Below are 19,373 nucleotides of genomic sequence, written 5' to 3'. Positions count from 1 at the left end.
ATATCCACAGCTCCTCCTCAGGGGCATCATTGTTTGTCTGAGGAAAAGTATAGACGCTCACCCGGACAGCAGATTCAATACTCTTGGAATATAGCTTCCAAACGGTGGGCAATGGACTTGTGCGCTGCATCCCCTGGCAAACCGCTGTTACCCCCAAGAGCACGTGAGCGACATTCCATAAGCTCACATCCATCTACAAGACGCATCTCATCATGAGCAGCAACATTGGCTTCAAGCATAGGCAGCAAACTCTCAAAGCAACTGTGAGGGTGAGTTGGCGAATTATCCTCATCATGCCAAAACGGTGTCAATACCCAACAAGGAGTGTGCGGCCACATGCGAGCAATTTCAGCTAGAAAAGCTCTGACGTTGCGGGCAACTTCTCGCTCTTGACACTGCTCATGACGCAAACTCTCGCCAAAAGACACCACAATGCCTGCAAGTGAAAGTTTTGCTTCATAAAGACTTGCTGCCATACCAGGCTGGAATACCTGGCCCACGATACCTTGATTAAGCAAATCCCAATCATTTATACGCGCAAGTCGCGCTGCCCAAGTGCGTGCGGGATCTCCCGCTGCAAGTCCTTGAGTAGCCGCATCACCCATAACCAGCAAAACTGGGCGCATGTCTACGGCTTTTAGAAAGGTACCATCACCAAAAAGTCGGCGAATTTCTACTGCATAGAGGCAGGGTAACCACAAACGTACATGATGTGTTTTCCCTAACCCGGGAAGTGCCATTAAACCAGCTGATGCAGCTGTCGCAGAATCACTGAGCACAAAACTCACCAGACGACCAGGATCACGGCGGAGCTGTCTTTCTTTCGGTTTCTCGTCAGCAAAATCTTCTATGGGGGCTACATCCTCGGCAGTTGGCATACGCGGTTGGCCCCATGAGGGCGCAAGCCATCTGCCGTCAACCTCACAAGAAACACCGTCATAGTTTTCATTGCCCATAACAGCAGATGCCACCAGTGTCTTTATTCCGCCCCAAAGTGGCTGGGCACGCAGCTCAAGAGCAACTTCGGTAGAATCCGTCTCAAACTCAAGACAAATTCCTGCACTCGTACGCCCCATGTGACGATAAAGCCCTGGATGCCATGCTTGACAACTACCTAGAGCACGTTGCTGTACAGACAAGAAACGCATGGGCTGTTTCCAGCCAAAATCGCCTTCAGACAGCTCGAGTGCGCCATGCAAAAAGTCTGCGGCTGACGCTTCAATTAGCAGCGAGTGATATTCTGCATCCTCAATCATTTGTATCAGACTCACTACAACTCACCCGCCTCATCGGCGGCAATGCGCACTGGTTCCCATGCCACGATTAAATCCGCAAGACGCATACGCGCATTAGCAGGACTTGTCGATGGCAACTGGATACAGGGTAGACCTAAGTTTGGTTCAATCAGCTTGCGGTAAAAGCGCGTTGCTGTAGACCCCGTGCAAAATACCTTCTGAATGGATGCATAGTCACAAATGCGATGCAAATCATTAGGCACTGCATCTGTGATGGTTGAGTCTGCGGCACCCGAGATATGACAACTTGCCAGCACATCATCAATGGCAAGACGATGCCTATGGCAAAAATCGTGGCGCTCAGCATCAGTTGTGGGTTTTTCTTCCTGCCAAAGAGCTGAGATGACCGCCCAAAAGCGATTGCGTGGATTGGCATAGTGAAACCCCAGCTCACGCGATAGTGGACTGGGCATCGTACCTAACAAGAGCACACGGCTTTGCTTATCAAAAATTGGTGACAACGGATGGGTCACCAACTGGGAGACTTGCATTTATTCGTCCTTGCCCACTGGCTCATAAAATTCCGACCCATCATCAAGACGCAGGAAAAGCAGCTTGCCAAAGCCATAGCCACCCGCACAGCCTGAGTCGATATCCCAACGATCGGCCACATGGCCTGTCTCTGCACAGGCGCCCACACGTACCATGCGACCCAAACCATCCTCACCAGCGCCGCTACGATCAGGGCGGTCAGCCATACTGTCTAAATAGGGAGTAGGCGTATGACCTGCAACAACAATGATGCCTTTGCCTTCTTTATCTACAAGGCCAGTAGGGCGTCCCCAAAACTCCTGACGCACCCACATCAATTCTTCGGGGTTCTGTTTGTCCACAATGGCATGAATGCGGTCTTCATCACTAGCAGTCGCATCAATCGCCGTTGCAGGCACAGGAGTTATTGGCTGAATGCCCGCATGAGCAAAGAGATAGAGCTGCCCCGAGACACGTGTATAAGCAGAAAGCGGCAAGGCGCGCACCCAATCAAGCATGTCAAGGAACTCTTCTTTGGGTAGAGTCTCGAGCTGCTCTTTGGTGGTACCGCCGCCATTTATTGCCCAATTGGCAAAGTTTGCCGGATCGCCAGGGTCATCGTAATAAGCAAGCATTAAATCTTCGTGATTGCCCATCAGCACGGTGGCTCCCCCATCGGCAAGCTCACGACAAATACGCAGGACAGCCAGGGGATCAGGTCCTCTGTCAATCATGTCACCCAACATAAAGATACGATCTTCGGTAGCAGGTGAGATACGGTCAAGTAGGCGCTCAAGCGCCCTTGCATGACCATGCACGTCCGAAAAAACATAAGTCGCCATCGCTACCTCCCCTACTCGCTTTGCATCTTCTCCAATTGAGAGACAATATCTGCAGCCACTGCTGCTGGCTCCAAATGATAACGCTGACGCATAACTGCCGCAGGCATACGATCAATGAACTCTTTGGTGCCACCAAAGCAGATAGTTCGTACCTTGGTGTGACCTAGATATCGTGCCACTTTTTCGCCAAAGCCACCAAACAGGATGCCATTTTCAAAGGTTACAACCAGATCGTGATCGCGGGAAATATCATCTAGTAAACGCCAATCCAATGCTGAATAGGCTGTGGCCGAAATAATCGTGGGATCTATATTGCTGGCATACTGCAGTTCGTGTGCCACTTCACCAAGCAAATCAACCGCAGGTCCAAGACCCAAAAGCGCTACTTTGCTACCGCGTTTGAGCACATCATAACGAGCCACGTCAGCCGTGGTAAATGCCTTTGGGGTTTCAATACCCATGTCGGCATCAGTAAGTACATGGTCGGGCACACGAATAACCACGGGGCGATCATTCTGATCAATTGCCCAGTCCAGCATTGCCACGTATTGCTCGCGACTTGCTGGAGACAAACAAGTCAACCCTGGAATATTGCCCGCAAAACCAATATCAAAAACACCAATATGTGTGGAATCCAGCGATGAGAAGCCGCCTTCAAAAACTAGGATAACCACTGGCGTATCGTTGAGTGCCAGATCAGAAATCAGCTGGTCATAGGCCCTCTGCAAGAAGGTCGAATGTACAAAAAAGACTGGTTTTGCTCCGCCGCGGGCAATGCCTGCACAAAAACTCACAGCATGTTGCTCACAGATGCCCACATCTACGTACTGCTTGCCCGCCGCCTCGCGAAATTCCACAGGTAAGCCACAGCCACCAGGTGCTGCTGCATTGACGATAACAACTGACGGATCGCTTTTGAGCTTATGTGCCATATAAGCACGGGTAATTGCACGGTAATCACGCTCGGGAGGCAGAGGATGTGCGCCTGCTGCAGGTACCGAATGCGAAGCCTCGCGGTGCTGCTCACCCCAAGTCCAGCCTTTAGACTTGGTTGTATGGATGTGAACTACGATGGGATGATCGATATCTTTGACTTCATTAAAGACGCGCACAAGCTCAGCTACATCATTGCCCTGCTCAACATAACGATAGTCCAGACCAAAGTCGCGGAAGATATTGCGCGTAGAGGTACCATTGCTTGTACGGAGCTCAGCAAGTCCCGCATACATACCGCCCGTGTCTTCCTTGATAGACATCTCATTATCGTTAAAAATAATGATAAGGCCGCTGTCCAACTCCGCGGCATTATCTAAACCCTCAAAAGCCTCGCCACCCGACAAGGCGCCATCACCAATAAGGGCCACCACGCGATTGTGACCACCTATAAGATCACGAGCTTTTGCCAAACCACAAGCAAGACTGATTGACGTTGAAGTGTGACCACAGCGGAAAAGATCATGCTCGCTTTCGGCAGGATTGGTAAAACCAGAGACCGAACCATAGCGCGCAGGATCGGTATAGGCATATGCACGACCCGTCAACATCTTGTGCGTATAGCTTTGATGAGACGTATCAAACACGATTTTGTCACGTGGCGAATCAAACACATAATGTAGGGCCACCGTTGCCTCGACAACAGCCAGATTCGAACCCATATGACCACCTGTCTCGGTTACGGCCGAGATTAGGGTCTCACGAATCTCTGCTGCCAGGCTCCGGAGTTCGTCAACCGTAAAGGATTTAAAGTCCTCCGGCCCTTCGATCCCCTCGAGCAAGGATGGCATTCCTCAGCTCTCCCCTCCATCGTCAATAAACGTTGCTGCAGTCTGAGCCTGCGTGTGCGTTTCAGGCAAATCGTCTGCGACTACCTCACCGCTGAAATTAAGACCACCAGTCAAGATATTGGCCGCCCTCTCATCAAAATCAGCTGCAAAAAAGACCTGCGTTGCACTCTGAACGCGCTCCTGCGCCGCTCGATACAAATCCCAAAAACCCTCACAACGTAATTTCCCCGTAAAGGGGTCGGTCCACGTCGAGCGCTCACGATTGTCAAAATCCGATGTAGCCTCAGCACGCAGACGATGCGCCATCGCACGATAGAGCGAATAGCGCTGATGCGAAAATTTCTGCTCTAGTTTGCCAAGTAACTCACGCTTACAGACACATGGTGCCCAAAAGAGATACTGCACCAAGCGGAAAGACTTTACCGCATGCGTAAAAGTATTACTTGGCAAGCTACGCCCATACGTCCAGCGAATAGCGTAGGAATACATCTTGTCGATTGTAGCGAGCGTAGCGTCACTTGCACGCAGGCATTCCTTCCAAGGAATATGTTCCTTAACGGTGACGCCCTTGTGTGAGAAAAGCACTGCTTCATCAAGGTCGCGCTCAATCTCAGCATGGACACGGCCGCCGTCGCTGCGATCGAGTTCTGGAATACCTGCATCACAGATACTGTACTGCTCGGCAAATACCAACGGATGAACTGTGGAATCTAGCAGGTAATGACACAAAAAACCAGCTGCATAGGCCTCTCCGACATGACGCTCGGCAAAAGGCAAGGTGGTGAGTGAATCGTGCAATGCTAAAAGAAGACGCGCTGGACGTAAATGATGCATGAGCTCACCTACATCATGCGTACTTGCGTCAATGAGCGGATCAGCAAGCAGATAAAACAAAGGATCTGGGCCTTGGTTACCCAGCAAAAAAGCATCGTGCTCATCGAAGCTTTCAAAGCCGAGAACCGATGAAACTGCTCCAAGCGAATCTTGTCCAAAAAAATCATGCGTAAGAATAGCAGGCATGGATATTCTCCCTCCATCAGTGTGAGGTTAGCGCAATTTATACCAAGCGCACAATCAAAAGGATGCCAGACGGGCGATGCACACGGTAGACGCGCGCTTGACCGACGTCTCAAGCTGGACTCTTGCACAAAAGTAGGAGAAACGCCTAATCTCAATTCAGCGAACAACCATAAGAGGGGTGGCATGTGAGCGACACTCAGTTTCAGCAAAATCAACAGTTAGCTATAAAGAAGCCAGCTATAGAAGATACTTCAAACATCGACTTAGAAGAGCTGCGCAAGCTTTCACCCATCGCATGTGTTGATCTGTTAGAACGTGCGGCTGCGGCAGGCGATGTTGTGCGCATTTCAAATCTATATAGCGCGTTAGGCAAAATCACAGCTGATACACATCCCTTTATTTATGAGAGTTGGGCACTTGTATTGGCACTGCGCTATGCGCAAGTTGGGGCGGCACGTGAGTTACTTACACGTGAAGTAGATTTGCTTGCCTCTCCCCGCCATCCCCGCTGGGCCGGGGTTTTGTTGCACTCCGATGAGGTACTAACCCGTTTTGCTCTCACACGGCGTAGTGTCACTTTTTTGCTCAATCCTATGGATCCTACGGTTGCTACCGAAGTTTTTCGTCCCTCACATGACCATGAACAACTGTGCGGTGCTCCCTACGAAACAAATTTTGATATTGCGCGTTGCTGCGCAACCGTACTTACACTTGCCCAAGAAGCGAGGTTTTCAGCAACGGTATTTTGCGATTTGTTCCGTGCGTCATTGGTTCGCGCTTGGCATGCGCTGCGCCATGACAAACAAGATGAAGATATTGCACAGGAGTGTTTGGAGCTCTGCCATCAACTACTTGAATTGCATCGCATACATCCCAATGACCCACATTTTGGAGATGAACGTCTCCTTGAGCTGATGCGCAAGATGTTTGTCCCCCGCGGCAGCATACGTGTAATGAAATTTATCTGTGAAGAGGAGCCTTCTGCGTTTTTTGCTGCACTCGAGGAGCTCAGTTGGCTACGCAAAGATTTTGAGCTTGTACAGCAGCTGGCTCAAACAATCAATCTTTCTGCTGCAAAAGATGCGAGCGAAAAACAAATTGCCTGTTTGCTTGAAGTACTCGCATCAGCAGGCGATGTTGATCAGGTCAAACGCTGGTCTGCTTTAACTCAAGTCGGCATAGAAGAACTCCGTCGTGCGCTCGATGCAGCCTCACAAGCTGGCAAAACAGAACTTGTTGCCTGGCTGCTGAGCACCATTGCCTTAGCGGATACTACAGCTGCTCCGAGCTCCTCTCTTACCGACCTTCTCCTGTAGTCGATTTAAGCGTGAAAAACTATTGATTCTGCTGCTCACTATGAGACGATGAGCACATAAAAAATTCTATGTACTTACCGGAGGTGAGCGATGAGTGATATCTTGATACCTCAAGCTATAGATGACAAACAAAATGCAGAGCATAGAGCCCTTGCACACAAAGTACTAGAACTTACCCGTAGCCAAATCATCGCCACGGCCCCCTTTTTGGCTTCGGCAACAGGGATATTGCGACCACAGATACAGCAACTTCCCTGCGCGATAGCAACTGACGGCACTACGCTATGGACAAACCCCGAAATTCTGTTGAGCAATTTTGCTCGAACACGCAAGCTGCCCACACACGAATATGCACACACTTTGCTGCACTGCATTTTGCTCCATCCTTTTGTGGGAGAAATTGAGCACACACTCTGGGATTTAGCTGCAGATATGGTCTGTTGGGCACTTTGCGAAGAAATTTTTAACAAGATGCACATCACGCCCAAAACAACCACTGGACTTGCCACCAGTTATAGTCAAATTGAGCGCGACCCATCTGAAAGCGAACGCCTTGAAATCCTCCGACTTGTAGCGTCTGAGCTTACCGGTCCGCTCACAACAGAGCGAATCTATCATCTTCTTGCTCATGGACAACACAAAGAAAAAATTGCACGTTGGTCTCAACTTTTCCTGGTAGATAGTCATCAAGCATGGCGTTCGTCAGAAAAAACCTCTTCACAGTCTCAAGACAGTAAACAGGGCAACGGCAAGTCCACAGGAGACACTGGCGCATCGTCACAGATCACTCAACAGACCGAACAAAATACAAGCGCCGCTGATAGCAGCTCCCATGACGCGGGCGACGGGCATATCCCAAGCCAGTTCCAATCAAGCGAGATGCTTAGCGACATCCCCTCTGATGCTGAAAAAACATGGGAACACATCGCCCAGCAGATGCGGGTTGATCTCGAAACGCTTTCCCGCAATCAAGGCATTTCTTTGCAAACTCTTATTGGGTCTCTTGAAGTTTCTCACCATAAACAGCGCGACTACCGTGAATTTCTACGTCAATTTGCCGTTGAAAGTGAAGATTTGCGTCTCTCTGAAGATGAGTTTGATTACGTTTTTTATACCTATGGACTTGAACTCTACGGCGACATGCCTCTGATAGAGCCTCTGGAATATCGTCAAGAACATCGTGTTCGTGACTTTGCTATTGTCATTGACACTTCTAGTTCAGTTACCAAAAAAGTCGTGCAAGATTTCATTGACGCCACATACGATGTGCTCACTACCGAAGGAGGTTTTTTTGAGCGGGCTTGCATCCATATTATTCAGGCAGATACCCGCGTTCAATCTGACGTGCGCATCAACAATGCAGCTGACCTTGCGCGTTGGCGCAATCATATAGAACTGCGCGGACTAGGTGGTACCGACTTTCGTCCTGCCATCCGCTATGTGCAACAACTTTGGCAGGAAGGTGAGTTTTCAAACCTACGAGGCTTGGTTTATTTCACTGACGGCTGGGGCATTTATCCTCGTCAAGCGCCGCCATTCAAATGTGCATTTGTCTTTTATGATGAAGACCATCGACCAGAAATTGTCCCTGCTTGGGCAGAACAACTTGTACTCCATCCAGGTGAATTCGAATCTTTATCTGTCTATGGCAAGCACAGAAACACGCAAGTCTCACATGTCGCTCAAGGAGGAACGCGATGAACATACTCGAGGCAAGCAAGCAAATCGAAGGGGCAGTACGTGCCTATCTCAGCCAAGACGAGCATGGCATGTGGCGTATTCCGCCTCAGATGCAGCGCCCCATCATCCTGATGGGTCCTCCAGGCATCGGCAAAACCGCCATCGTCGCGCAGATTGCAGACCGTCTGGATATCAACTTTGTAAGCTATTCCATCACCCACCACACACGCCAGAGTGCGCTTGGCCTTCCCTATATCGCAAGCTCTGACTTTGGAGGCAAAGAGTTTCGTGTTTCTCGCTACACGATGAGTGAGATTATTGCAGCGGTTTTCGACGCAATTGAGGACACTGGTGAGTCCCAAGGCATTCTCTTCCTTGATGAGATTAACTGTGCAAGCGAAACCTTAGCCCCTGCTATGCTGCAGTTTTTGCAGTACAAAACCTTTGGACAACATCGCTTGCCCGACGGTTGGGCCATTGTATGCGCAGGCAACCCACCCGAATACAATCGCGCTGCACGTCCCTTTGATCCTGCAATGATGGACCGTCTCAAAAAAATTGATGTAGAACCCGACCTTGATGTCTGGCTGGATTATGCCCGTGTCCATGGTATTCACCCAGCCATTACAAGCTACCTTGAGGGCAAGCCAGGCAACTTCTACCGCGTACGTCCCTCGGGCACCGATGCTCGTATCGTGACTGCACGCGGCTGGGAAGATCTCTCACGTATGATGCAAGCTTATTCCCACGAGGGCCTGCAGGTTGACGGTGAGCTCATCTCGCAGTACTTGCAAGATCGCGAGGTCGCAGAAGACTTCAATCTTTATTTTGAGCTTTTTGCCAAATACGAGGATGACTACAAAGTCGCTGATATTTTGTCAGGCAATCTTAATGAAAAAATCTACACTCGTGCGCATAATGCAGCCTTTGACGAGCGTGTTGCTGTGGTCAATCTACTACTGGCGGCTATCACCGCAGAACTACACGAAATAGATGCCACCGAGCTTGCTCTCCATGCCGTACGCGATGACTTTGTAAGCTGGCAAACCAGCTGCAACGAACCGTCCGACGCTCGTCCACTCGCACTGCTTGACGAAATCCTGGGCAAGCTTCGTCACCGCTGCGAAGACGGGCGCTCTCGAGGCAAGCAGGGCCAGCGTCAACTTGTCTCCATACACCATCTTGAGTTGCTAGAACAGCTACGCGAGCAAGTTGCTCGTAAGACTATGGCAGGCGCCAATAAGCAAAACTGTTTTGAGAGCGCAAAATCCTGCTTTAACAAAGCAGTACATACAACAGCAGATAAGTGCAACGAAACGGCACTTCGTATGGATCGTGCTCTCGCTTTTCTTGAGAAAGCTTTTGGCGACGGTCAGGAGATGATTGTTTTTTGCTCACATCTTGCATGCGATACCACAGTGATGCACTTTGTGTCGGCATATGGACCTGTAAGTTTTGCTACACACGCAAGGTCACTCATGCTAGAAGAGCGTGGACTAGAGCTGCTTGATGAGGTGGATGCCGCACTAAAAACAACAATCCCTAGCGAGCAATAGCAGGAAGCTGACCCCCACTAGCAGCAATCTCTTCCATGATTTGGGCTGGGGCGTCATCAGCCGCATCTCCAATGTGCCAGCGCCCCAACTTGCGCGCAGCGTCCGAGCAGTTTGATACCACAAAGGTTTGCGTGAGACGCTCAAGCGTTGTGATGTCATTGTCTGCATCACCAAAAAAGACAACCTCATCTAGGCTTAACCCTAGATAGTCAATCAACGCTACAGCGCCATCAGCCTTGGAAAGTCCCCGAGGCAGTACATCCAAAACATGTGGGGACGGACAAACGTAGTCAAACTCAGGAACAATATCCTGCATTTTTTGCACTGCTTCCTCAACGCTACCTAATGAGTCCCCAAAAAGAAGGCTCATCGTATAAATGGGTTGATCAGGAAGCTCATCAATGATTGCAATATCGGGAGGTACCAGAGTGTCATCTACCATGCTCAAAATTTTTGCGCGAGAGGTCCCCACCGCAGAAAACGTACTGCCTCCCCTCTCATCGGGGGTACAGACAAAGCCAAAGCAATCATCTACATCTCGCAGAGCTTCGATCAAACGATTCATCAGATTGGGATCCATTGGCTGAGAATAGATTGTCTCACCCTGATAACGTGCCATCTTGCCATTGGCAAAAACGCCCGTCTGATAACAATCGGCATCATTGCGAAAATACGAGGCAAGATCAAAAGACAGACGTCCCGTCGCAGGCCCAAAGGCAATACCTGCATCAAGCAGCTTGTGAGCTGCAGCAATCGTGCGATCAGAAACGCTCATCTTGCCAAAAGGCACAACGGTGCCATCCATATCGGTCAATACGAGCTTAATCATGCAATCCCCCTGCAAAATTAGTACGCTACGGCATACACTGATGCGTGCTTAGTCTACGCTCTTGAGACTTTCAACCATATCCACACGATCCAGCTTACGGCGCATCATCACAAGAACCGCAGCCGCAAAGAGCAGTGTCAGACCAAACGCAAAACCGTAGCTAGTCAGATGTATGAGACGGCCAAACATCACATAATCAACCTCGGCCGCAGTTACTACAAATCGCTCAAGGAAGGTACCCAATATGAGGCCTGCAATATCACCAATAATCGCAAGCATGCCAATCTCGCGGAAGATATAGGCATAGACCTCGCGGCGAGTAAAACCCAACACCTTGAGTGAAGCAATCTCGCGTTTTCGCTCCTCAATATTAATGTTGGTCAGGTTGTAAAGCACAATAAATGCCAGCGCCGCCGCTGAAACAATCAGCACGACAACAACCTTATCGACAACCGAGAGCATCGAGCGATACGTCTTGATAGTCTCATCCACATATTCAACGGTCGACACGCCAGTCAAATCATGCAACCCGGCGGAAAGTTTTTCTTTGTTGGTAGCAGCACCACGAGAAAAGAAAATCGTAGAAAAGACAGGATTGGCAGCATCCTTGCCATCTGTCAGCGCGCTGCCAATTTTTGACCATCTAGCACAACCCACATATACCAGATTACCTACGTAGTTTTCTGCAATACCCGTGACACGCAGACGCTGAGGCTCGCCTACTGCGCTACCGATAGCGTCCTGCTTGTATAGCTCAATCTCATCTCCCACCGAAACGCCTAACAAGCTCGCCGCTTTTTCGGTAACAAAAACTGAATCATCGCTGAAGTCTAGACGACGCCCCGACAAACGATCCTGAAAGCTAATCGCCTCATCAAATCCCTTGGAATCCTGCGGAATTATGACTTGAATGCGCAAGTGTTTGTTTCCATAAAAAGCAGAACTTGCCTGCAGGTTTTCTTGGCGAGCGCGCACTAAGTGGCTCGCATCCGTTGAGCTTGTAAGGTAGTTTGCCACTGCATCTACGTTGGCCGTAGTCGAACTGTCATTAAGACCGACTGTCGTGTCATAGTGCACCACAGGTCCAAACTGTCGATCGATAATATCCCAGATCGAATCATGAAGGCCAAAGCCCACCAGCAACAAAGCCGTACAACCCGCAATGCCGATCGTTGTCATCAGGAAACGACGCTTGTAACGAAAGAGATTGCGGAAAGTAACCTTCCATGAGAAGGACAGGTGATGCCAAATAGGGCCTATGCGCTCTAAAAGAATACGCTTTCCCGCCTTGGGTGCACGTGGCAACATGAGCTCTGCGGGCGTAGAACGCAAACTAGAGACCACAGCGCCCCACGTTGCAAGCAGGGTCACGCCAACACCCAATCCCCCTGAAAAAAGCGCAATTACAGGGTCGATAGGCAGGGGAACTTTGAGCTCAGGCACAGCATAAATAATCGAATAAGAGCTCGTGATAACTGAAGGTAATACTTGGGTCAAAACCAATGTGCCAATGATTGCACCTGTAATGCTGGCTGCAGCCGCATAGACTAAATACTTACTCGCGATTGTTGCGGTACTAAAGCCCAGCGCCTTGTAGGTGCCAATCTGTATTCGGTCGTCCTCAACCATGCGTGTCATCGTAGTCAGCGATACAAGAGCAGCTACTAGGAAAAACATTAGAGGAAATACGCGCGCGATATGATCCATGCGCTGCGCATCTGCATGATAGGTTACCGCACCCTCACTTTTTGTACGATCAAGTACGTAAAGATCGGGCAGCTCTATTTCATCGATTTTGCGCTGGGCTTCAGCAAAATCATTTTCGGCATCAGCAAACTTTTTATCCGCATCGGTGCGATTTTGTTCGTAGCTTGCTTTGCCGTCATAATACTTTGTCCAAGCATCGTCTAACTTTGTACGAGAGTTACTTAACTGCGCGCTTGCGTCATCAATTTTTGCCTGTGCAGCATCAAGTTTTTTGTTGGCTTCGGCCTTTTGTGTCGCAAGTTCATCACGACCAGACTGAAGTTTTGTTTTGGCAGTCTGTAGCTGATCAATGCCCTCTCCAGCAGCAGTAAGCTGCCTGCGGGAAGCATCCAACTGCTGGCGTTGAGTCTCAAGCTGGGAAAGCTTTGCTTCGGGATTATCCCCCAGTTGAGTTGTGAGCGCCTCTACCTGCGTTTGCAAACTCCCAAGCTGAGCTTTTGCGGCAAGCAGTTGTTGTTCCTGCTCTTCCGTCCAAGCAGGACCAAGTTGTAGCTTGGCTTGCTCTAGCTGAAAGACAGCATCCTGTGCCTGAGCAAGACCGTCTTTTAGTTGGGCAAGGCCATCGATGCCTTGCTTCAACTGATTGATTCCTTGATCTAGCTGACTTATACCAGAATTTAGCTGCTCTAGATTGCTTGCAACTATCTCTTTTGCAGAAGACAGATCTTTTGGGGCAGGATCTAGTTCGGATAGACTCGCTAGCAGCTCTTTTTCTTTTTCGTCGAGCTGCTTTTTACCATCATTGAGTTTCTTTTCTGCTTCAGCAAACTGCTTGCGAGCGTCGTCGCGTTTACGGCTGAGTTCTGCAGCACCATCATCGCGCTTCTTCTTACCCGAGGCATACTTTGTCTCGCCATCCTCAAGCTTGCTATAAGAATCAGCAAGCTGCTGCCGTGCATCATCAAGCTTGGCTTCTGCATCTGCACGCTGAGCATCAAAATCTGCACGCTTGTCATCAAGTTTGGTCTGTGCCTCAAGTTTAAGATCATCCTGGCGCGAACGAGCAAGCTCTCCTTCACGGTCCTCCAGGCGCCCGGCGACCTTTTCAACCACCTTTTCATAGGCAGAAGACTCGCTCAGCTGCGCTTCAGCACCTCGCACCCGCACATAGACCTGCGTATAAGGCAAGTCTTGGATGAAGGCAGCTTCACGAACGTATAAATACTCATCAATTTGTCCTGTACCCAAAGTCGTTGAGCCAAAGCTCGCCGTATACGGATAGTCAGAGGCACTCACCGTGCCCACTACCTTGAAACACTGCACTGCGAGCGTGTCATTCAAATTATCGGTACTGTAGAGCACTTCAACTGTATCTCCCAGCTTGAAATGCCCTACTGCATCTGCAGAAATCACGCATTCATCCGCAGCTTTGGGCCACGTGCCTTCGCGAAGCATTGGACGATTAAGATACCGCGCATCCTTGGAAGCTACGGTATAACGACCTGTAACCTTTGATGCAACAGTCGCATTCACATCAATTGAGGTAATGCGTGCTGCAATTTGCTCGTCTCCTAGGCTCATCATGACATCGCAAGATTTGGCAGGCATCGAGACTTCAACGCCAGGGGTTGCATCAATGCGCGCTACATCCTCGCTTGAAAAGCCCAGTGTAGAAACAACGCGCAAATCCCAAAGGCGCGTTCCGTCATACCAGCGGTCAGCCGCATCACGCATGTCTGGACCAGTCATCTGCAGACCCGCAAAAAAGCCGCAACCCAGCGCAACGATACCCATAATTGCCAAAAAACGTCCCAGTGATCCGCGAATTGAGCGAATCACTTCTCGCCTAAAACTGTGGCTATTGTGAGGACGCTTGGCCATAATTGCTGCCCACACTTACCATTCGAGCGACATCGCGTCGACAGGCGTAGCATTGAGCTCAACGCTTTTTGCACGACCCTCACGAACACTGATAATGCGATCGGCAATCTGCGTAAAGGCAGAGTTGTGCGTCACGATAGCAACTGTACGTCCACTCTTGCGGCAACTATCCTGCAGAAGCTTAAGTACTTGGTGGCCTGTCTGATAATCCAAGGCACCCGTTGGCTCATCGCAAAGCAGTAGCTTGGGATTTTTGGCCAAAGCGCGCGCAATTGCCACACGTTGCTGCTCACCACCCGATAGTTGTGCTGGGAAGTTATCTTGGCGGTCTGCGAGTCCCACTTCAGCAAGCACAGTCGCGGCTGGTAAGGGATTGCGGCAAATCTGACTTGCAAGCTCAACATTTTCGAGCGCCGTCAAATTTTGTACGAGATTATAAAACTGAAAAACAAAACCAATATCATGACGACGATACTGAGTGAGCTGGCGCTCGTTCATTGCCGAAACTTCACTACCATCAAGCAAGATTGTGCCTGACGTGCAAGAATCCATACCGCCTAGCATATTGAGCACGGTTGTCTTGCCCGCACCCGATGGACCCACGATAACGCAGAGCTCACCTTCTTCAATTTCAAAATTCATACCATCGACGGCATGAACCTCGACCGAACCCATCTGATATATTTTGCGCACGTCACGAAATTCAACGAAGGCCATCGCTGTCATTCCTTTAGGTCTAGTGGCGTACTTCCCTTTCGTTATCGCCAGCCGAATGCTTTGCATCGCGCTGGCGTTCCACGCCCAAATAAGTCAAAGCAACACCTACCAAGAGCAACGCAACGTAGCACACCGTTGCCATAAAGCCTGGTGCAAGTGACTGGTCGGCGCCGAGCTGCCATGCAGCCAAACAAATCAACACGATGCCAAGCAGAGCTTCGAGAACCGCAGGTACACTCGCTCCGCGTGTAGCCCGTATATGTGAGTAGTTCTTTTTAGCCAAAATGTCCTGCTTCCTATAAAAACGAGCTATCTACCACGCAGCTGACAAGCTCGAATTAATCTGTCTCTATGATATACGTTTGCGCTGCTTGACGCGGGAGTGGGCCTTGCGAAGATCGACTTTGACATGCTCTTGGCGACTGAAACCTTTTCCTGCTCTGAGCTGAGAATAGTCTTGTGCGAGGCGGTAACGCAGACGATCCCAACGCGCGGCAAGACTTGCAATATGGCTGGACTGCAATCCAAGTAGAGGCGCTGTCGCCAAGATGGGCAAAAGATATTCCACCATACGCCAAACTACAAAAGCCGCAGCTACGCGCGCACCAAAAATAGGTGCAAAGAGCACGGCAAAACCACCCTCAGCGCCACCAACACCACCTGGCAGTGGCACGGCCGAAGTCAAAAGCTCAAGCATCGAACCGCAAGCCATGCAGGTAATTAGATCTGCTTGGCGACCAAAGGCACGGGCAACAAACCACGGTAGTGAATACAGACAGGCAAGCTGCAACAGCGTAACTACAAGGGTCATCAACATATTGCGCAAATTGCCCGCTGCCTGTCGAAAGCCCGAGGAGAACTCCCCCACCTGTACCGTCACCACATCAATCCAATGGTCGGTGCGTTTCATCCAACCATGACGAGAAGCAAAGCGAATAATCCAACTACCCGCACGACGCACAAAATCAGGGCGAAGGCATACCAGCAAAAGGCCACCGACCTCAACGACCTTGAAACCAAAAAGAATCATGCCAATAAATGTGACATTGCCATAGGTGGTTGTCAGCCATTCCCAACGAAAAAGCAGCATCAGCGCAGCAAAAATGCCTTCGCCCGCCTCGTACATAATGAAGCGGGTATACTGCACTGCACCCGCTCCACCTGCAGAAAGTCCTGCGCAGGTTAGGCGGTAAATCTGTGCCGGCGCACCACCAGCACCGTTTGGCGTAAGGTTGGAAAAAAAGATACCCGAGGCTTCAACACTCATCAGATCGCGGATACCAACCGTACTTCTGCGGTCACTGATAACAGCAAGCAGATATGCCAGTACGCCCCAGAAAAAATACACCACGTAAGCAAGTATAGCGGCAACTACCCAGCGACGACGTACGCCTGCCATCGCCGTCAAAAATTCGCCCATCTGTCCAGAAAATACTAAATACAGAGCGTAGGCAATCGTAGCTATACCGATAAAGATAAGACCTTTGCGCGCTTGGCCCATGCTCTGATCGCGAGTTTCGCGCTGGGCTTTGCTCATGGTGCTGGCACCAGACACCTTGAGACGAGGCTTTTTGCTGCGCTTTGTGGAAACAGGTAGTGGAGCGGTAACCTGCTTGGTGGCAGGGGTCTGCGGCTTTGTATCGTGCTGTTTGGCAGCAAGCATCTGCAGCTTTGGATCTTTTTGCTTGGCAGCAGACATCTGCGGCTTTGGATCTTTTTGCTTGACAGTAGGCACCTGCGGTTTTGGGCTGCTCTGCTTTACTGGTGATGGCTGAAGCTCCGCATCGTTTTGCTTGGTATCAGTCGTTTGCTGCTTTGTATCGTTTTGTTTGGTGGCAATCGTTTGTAATGTATCGCTACCCTGTTTGGCGACTTGCTGGGGCATGGGTACAAAGTTCAGCGAAGACTTCTTCTTGAAACGAATCTCCATGTACCCTCCCCTCTCGGCTACGTTTTTATTGCATCTAGAGAATTACTGTACCCGAGACGCCGAAAAAAACACGCCGTTCAACTGCTCCTTCACAAGAGAGGCCAGCGCGGTCGAAAAAAATCCACAACCAATCAAAATTTAGGCTTGCCAAATACTGTGGGCGTGATACTATATTCCTCGCTCGAAACCACGTCGGAGTGGCGGAATTGGCAGACGCGCTAGCTTGAGGTGCTAGTGACTGACTAAAAGGTCGTGCGGGTTCAAGTCCCGCCTCCGACACCAGAAATTTCAGGTCCCTTCGGGGACCTTTTTTCTTTCAGAGCTCCTCTTTATTCGAATCAGCCGCCACGTTTTGTTTCACATCGGTTGTCAAACGCCACACTTCGTTTCGCATCAGGCGGCAAAAGCCACATTCCATTTCACACCAGATGCCAAAAGCCACGTTCTACTTCATGCCAGGCAACAAAAGCCACATCCTGTTTCATACCGAATGTCAAAAGCCACGCTCTCTTTCATATCAAGTGCCAAACGCCACACTCTGTTTCATGCCAGATGTCAAACGCCACGTTCTACTTCACTTTTTTAGCCAAAAGCCACACATCTCTTCACGCCCAAAAAATCTACCTGCGAAAACGTGAAGGCCATTGAAGAGATCTGTGGCTTTTGACATTTTTTCTGAAAGAATCTGTGGCTTTTGGCAAGCAGAACTACTCTGCTTGAAAGAATCTGTGGCTTTGACAGGCAAAGCTGTGTTGATTGAAAGAGTATGTGGCGTTTGGCAAGCAGCGTAAGCAAGCAGAGCTACATACCACCACATTGATCGCACTTTGAAGTCACATCGGTACGCATTCGGCATAGAAAATCGAGTAATGGTGCATATCGCCCGTAAGGACGAGGAGGCGCCCAAATCTAAATAACAACGGAGCTAAAAGAAAAACTATCACAAAACCCCACACAAAAAAGCATGCCGTGAGCAATGATTCACCCACGGCATGCCCACATTCAATGCTCAGCCAAGTGCAGACTGGTAAATTTCGACAATGTCCTGAGCGGACAGAGGAACAAATGAGCCGCGACTACCTTTGGCGGCTTTTTCTGCCATCTCGACAAAGTGGATATCATCCTTAATACCTACCGCTTTGAGTGTGGCAGGCATGCCCATCGTCTCAAAGAAGAATTTGCGCGTCAGAGCGATGGCCTCCCTTGCTGCAGCCATGTCATCCGCTTCCTCAACACCCCACACATTACGCGCATAACGTGCAAAGACGGGCGCAGTCTTGTCGTCAAGGATGTGTTCCATCCAAGCTGGCGTCATAATCGCCAAGCCCTCGCCATGCGTAATGTCATAAAAAGCAGAGAGCTCATGCTCAATGGGATGGACGCACCAAGCAGGCGAGCAACCCGCAGAAATCAGACCATTAATAGCATGGCTTGATGCCCACATCAGATTGGCACGCGCTTCGTAATTGTCGGGCTGCTCGAGCGCGATAGGACCGTATTTGATGCAAGTTTTAAGAATGCTCTCAGCGAAGGATTCCTGCAACTCACAGCCCTGCTCAAAGTGAAAATAGTTCTCAAAGGTGTGGCTCATCATATCTGCAGTGCCAGCTGCAGTTTGGCGCTTTGGCACCGAGAAAGTATAAGTCGGATCTAGCACAGACATCTTGGGGATAACAAGAGGCGAACCAGTACCCCACTTCTCGTTTTTGCTGAGATCCGTGATAACCGCAAACGCATCCATCTCGGAACCCGTAGCAGCAAGAGTAAGCACGGAATACACAGGCAGCGCCGCTTTGATGAGCTCGGGATGCAACACCAAATCCCAAGCGTCTCCGTCATAGCAAGCACCAGCTGCAACTACTTTTGCACAGTCAATCGAGCTGCCACCACCAATAGCAAGCACCATATCGATATGCTCGTCATGACACAGCTGAACACCTTTACGCACCGTCTCAATACGAGGATTGGGCTCGATGCCAGGCAACTCAAAGACCGTAAGTCCTGCTTCGCCCATAATGCGTAGAGCATCAGCATAAATGCCATTACGTTTGATGGAGCCGCCACCATAGCACAGCAGCACACGCGAACCGCTCTCGGTCAACTCCGCAAGATGAGAAATTTGACCTTTGCCAAAGTTAATCCTCGTTGGTGCGTAGTAAGTAAAATTGAGCATATCTCCCCCTTTTGTTGCTCATTACTTATAGCTATCACTATACGTCTGCAAAGAACATCAGCTGTTTAGATTTGGATGAACGGGGGTAAAGAAGAATGCCCGCACGTGAGAAATTCTGCTGTAGAGGCATTCATATGGTGACTCCATGCAGACCAGCCAATCGCAATTTTCG

14 protein-coding genes and 1 tRNA gene are annotated in these 19,373 nt (G+C 49.9%); 4 read left to right on the top strand and 11 right to left on the bottom strand.

Going from position 1 to position 19,373, the window contains the following annotated elements; genetic code table 11:
* Positions 1-74 precede the first annotated feature (74 nt).
* The 5 genes from HMPREF9069_RS04460 to HMPREF9069_RS04440 are packed head-to-tail and all read right to left on the bottom strand — an operon-like array spanning position 75 to position 5,412.
* Positions 75-1,271 carry an SGNH/GDSL hydrolase family protein gene (locus HMPREF9069_RS04460; RefSeq protein ID WP_021625971.1) on the bottom strand — a complete coding sequence of 399 codons (1,197 nt, stop codon included), beginning with the start codon at positions 1,269-1,271 and terminating at the stop codon, positions 75-77.
* Positions 1,271-1,786, bottom strand: coding sequence for a DNA-deoxyinosine glycosylase (locus tag HMPREF9069_RS04455; protein WP_021625970.1), 516 nt, complete (start codon positions 1,784-1,786; stop codon positions 1,271-1,273). The genes HMPREF9069_RS04460 and HMPREF9069_RS04455 overlap by 1 nt, the downstream gene beginning before the upstream one ends.
* Entirely contained in the window at positions 1,787-2,608 is an 822-nt protein-coding gene (locus HMPREF9069_RS04450; protein ID WP_021625969.1) for a metallophosphoesterase family protein, read from the bottom strand.
* A gap of 11 nt (positions 2,609-2,619) precedes the next feature.
* On the bottom strand, positions 2,620-4,392 hold the full coding sequence (locus HMPREF9069_RS04445; RefSeq protein WP_021625968.1) for a 1-deoxy-D-xylulose-5-phosphate synthase: 1,773 nt from the start codon (positions 4,390-4,392) through the stop codon (positions 2,620-2,622).
* 3 nt (positions 4,393-4,395) lie between these two features.
* On the bottom strand, positions 4,396-5,412 hold the full coding sequence (locus HMPREF9069_RS04440) for a hypothetical protein (RefSeq protein WP_021625967.1): 1,017 nt from the start codon (positions 5,410-5,412) through the stop codon (positions 4,396-4,398).
* Positions 5,413-5,597: 185 nt separating this feature from the next.
* On the opposite strand from HMPREF9069_RS04440, the gene HMPREF9069_RS04435 reads away from it, so the two are divergent.
* From HMPREF9069_RS04435 to HMPREF9069_RS04425, 3 genes are all read left to right on the top strand, one after another.
* Positions 5,598-6,728, top strand: coding sequence for a hypothetical protein (locus HMPREF9069_RS04435; RefSeq protein WP_021625966.1), 1,131 nt, complete (start codon positions 5,598-5,600; stop codon positions 6,726-6,728).
* A 90-nt stretch (positions 6,729-6,818) separates the two neighbouring features.
* Complete coding sequence (locus HMPREF9069_RS08855) at positions 6,819-8,429, top strand: vWA domain-containing protein (RefSeq protein WP_021625965.1); 1,611 nt, start codon at positions 6,819-6,821, stop codon at positions 8,427-8,429.
* Positions 8,426-9,964: an ATP-binding protein gene (locus tag HMPREF9069_RS04425; RefSeq protein WP_021625964.1), complete on the top strand. Its 1,539-nt coding sequence runs from the start codon at positions 8,426-8,428 to the stop codon at positions 9,962-9,964. Before HMPREF9069_RS08855 ends, HMPREF9069_RS04425 begins: the two co-directional genes overlap by 4 nt.
* Here the strand turns inward: HMPREF9069_RS04425 and HMPREF9069_RS08850 are convergent.
* The 5 genes from HMPREF9069_RS08850 to HMPREF9069_RS04400 form a co-directional block, all read right to left on the bottom strand.
* Positions 9,951-10,793: an HAD hydrolase family protein gene (locus tag HMPREF9069_RS08850; protein WP_021625963.1), complete on the bottom strand. Its 843-nt coding sequence runs from the start codon at positions 10,791-10,793 to the stop codon at positions 9,951-9,953. The genes HMPREF9069_RS04425 and HMPREF9069_RS08850 overlap by 14 nt on opposite strands.
* A gap of 48 nt (positions 10,794-10,841) precedes the next feature.
* Positions 10,842-14,381, bottom strand: coding sequence for an ABC transporter permease (locus HMPREF9069_RS04415; protein WP_035438556.1), 3,540 nt, complete (start codon positions 14,379-14,381; stop codon positions 10,842-10,844).
* A gap of 15 nt (positions 14,382-14,396) precedes the next feature.
* Complete coding sequence (locus tag HMPREF9069_RS04410) at positions 14,397-15,098, bottom strand: ABC transporter ATP-binding protein (RefSeq protein WP_035438475.1); 702 nt, start codon at positions 15,096-15,098, stop codon at positions 14,397-14,399.
* 19 nt (positions 15,099-15,117) lie between these two features.
* Positions 15,118-15,381: a hypothetical protein gene (locus tag HMPREF9069_RS04405; protein ID WP_021625960.1), complete on the bottom strand. Its 264-nt coding sequence runs from the start codon at positions 15,379-15,381 to the stop codon at positions 15,118-15,120.
* Positions 15,382-15,447: 66 nt separating this feature from the next.
* Positions 15,448-17,028, bottom strand: a complete 1,581-nt coding sequence (locus tag HMPREF9069_RS04400) for a flippase-like domain-containing protein (protein WP_021625959.1) — start codon at positions 17,026-17,028, stop codon at positions 15,448-15,450.
* 191 nt (positions 17,029-17,219) lie between these two features.
* On the opposite strand from HMPREF9069_RS04400, the gene HMPREF9069_RS04395 reads away from it, so the two are divergent.
* Positions 17,220-17,310 (top strand) — tRNA-Leu (locus HMPREF9069_RS04395).
* 727 nt (positions 17,311-18,037) lie between these two features.
* Here the strand turns inward: HMPREF9069_RS04395 and HMPREF9069_RS04385 are convergent.
* A complete protein-coding gene (locus HMPREF9069_RS04385; RefSeq protein WP_021625956.1) occupies positions 18,038-19,201 on the bottom strand; it encodes an iron-containing alcohol dehydrogenase in 1,164 nt (387 codons plus the stop codon).
* Positions 19,202-19,373 lie beyond the last annotated feature (172 nt).

Source organism: Atopobium sp. oral taxon 810 str. F0209, from assembly GCF_000466405.1.
Taxonomy (GTDB): domain Bacteria; phylum Actinomycetota; class Coriobacteriia; order Coriobacteriales; family Atopobiaceae; genus Olegusella.
The sequence above is the reverse complement of the archived record's forward strand: the minus strand, read 5'-3'. Positions and strand labels throughout refer to the sequence as shown.

What these genes read in the sequence shown, in the direction of transcription:
- HMPREF9069_RS04455 (WP_021625970.1), bottom strand. Translation starts at nt 1,786, where the DNA reads ATGCAAGTCTCCCAGTTGGTGACCCATCCGTTGTCACCAATTTTTGAT.
- HMPREF9069_RS04450 (WP_021625969.1), bottom strand. Translation starts at nt 2,608, where the DNA reads ATGGCGACTTATGTTTTTTCGGACGTGCATGGTCATGCAAGGGCGCTT.
- HMPREF9069_RS04445 (WP_021625968.1), bottom strand. Translation starts at nt 4,392, where the DNA reads ATGCCATCCTTGCTCGAGGGGATCGAAGGGCCGGAGGACTTTAAATCC.
- HMPREF9069_RS04440 (WP_021625967.1), bottom strand. Translation starts at nt 5,412, where the DNA reads ATGCCTGCTATTCTTACGCATGATTTTTTTGGACAAGATTCGCTTGGA.
- HMPREF9069_RS08855 (WP_021625965.1), top strand. Translation starts at nt 6,819, where the DNA reads ATGAGTGATATCTTGATACCTCAAGCTATAGATGACAAACAAAATGCA.
- HMPREF9069_RS04425 (WP_021625964.1), top strand. Translation starts at nt 8,426, where the DNA reads ATGAACATACTCGAGGCAAGCAAGCAAATCGAAGGGGCAGTACGTGCC.
- HMPREF9069_RS08850 (WP_021625963.1), bottom strand. Translation starts at nt 10,793, where the DNA reads ATGATTAAGCTCGTATTGACCGATATGGATGGCACCGTTGTGCCTTTT.
- HMPREF9069_RS04415 (WP_035438556.1), bottom strand. Translation starts at nt 14,381, where the DNA reads ATGGCCAAGCGTCCTCACAATAGCCACAGTTTTAGGCGAGAAGTGATT.
- HMPREF9069_RS04410 (WP_035438475.1), bottom strand. Translation starts at nt 15,098, where the DNA reads ATGGCCTTCGTTGAATTTCGTGACGTGCGCAAAATATATCAGATGGGT.
- HMPREF9069_RS04400 (WP_021625959.1), bottom strand. Translation starts at nt 17,028, where the DNA reads ATGGAGATTCGTTTCAAGAAGAAGTCTTCGCTGAACTTTGTACCCATG.
- HMPREF9069_RS04385 (WP_021625956.1), bottom strand. Translation starts at nt 19,201, where the DNA reads ATGCTCAATTTTACTTACTACGCACCAACGAGGATTAACTTTGGCAAA.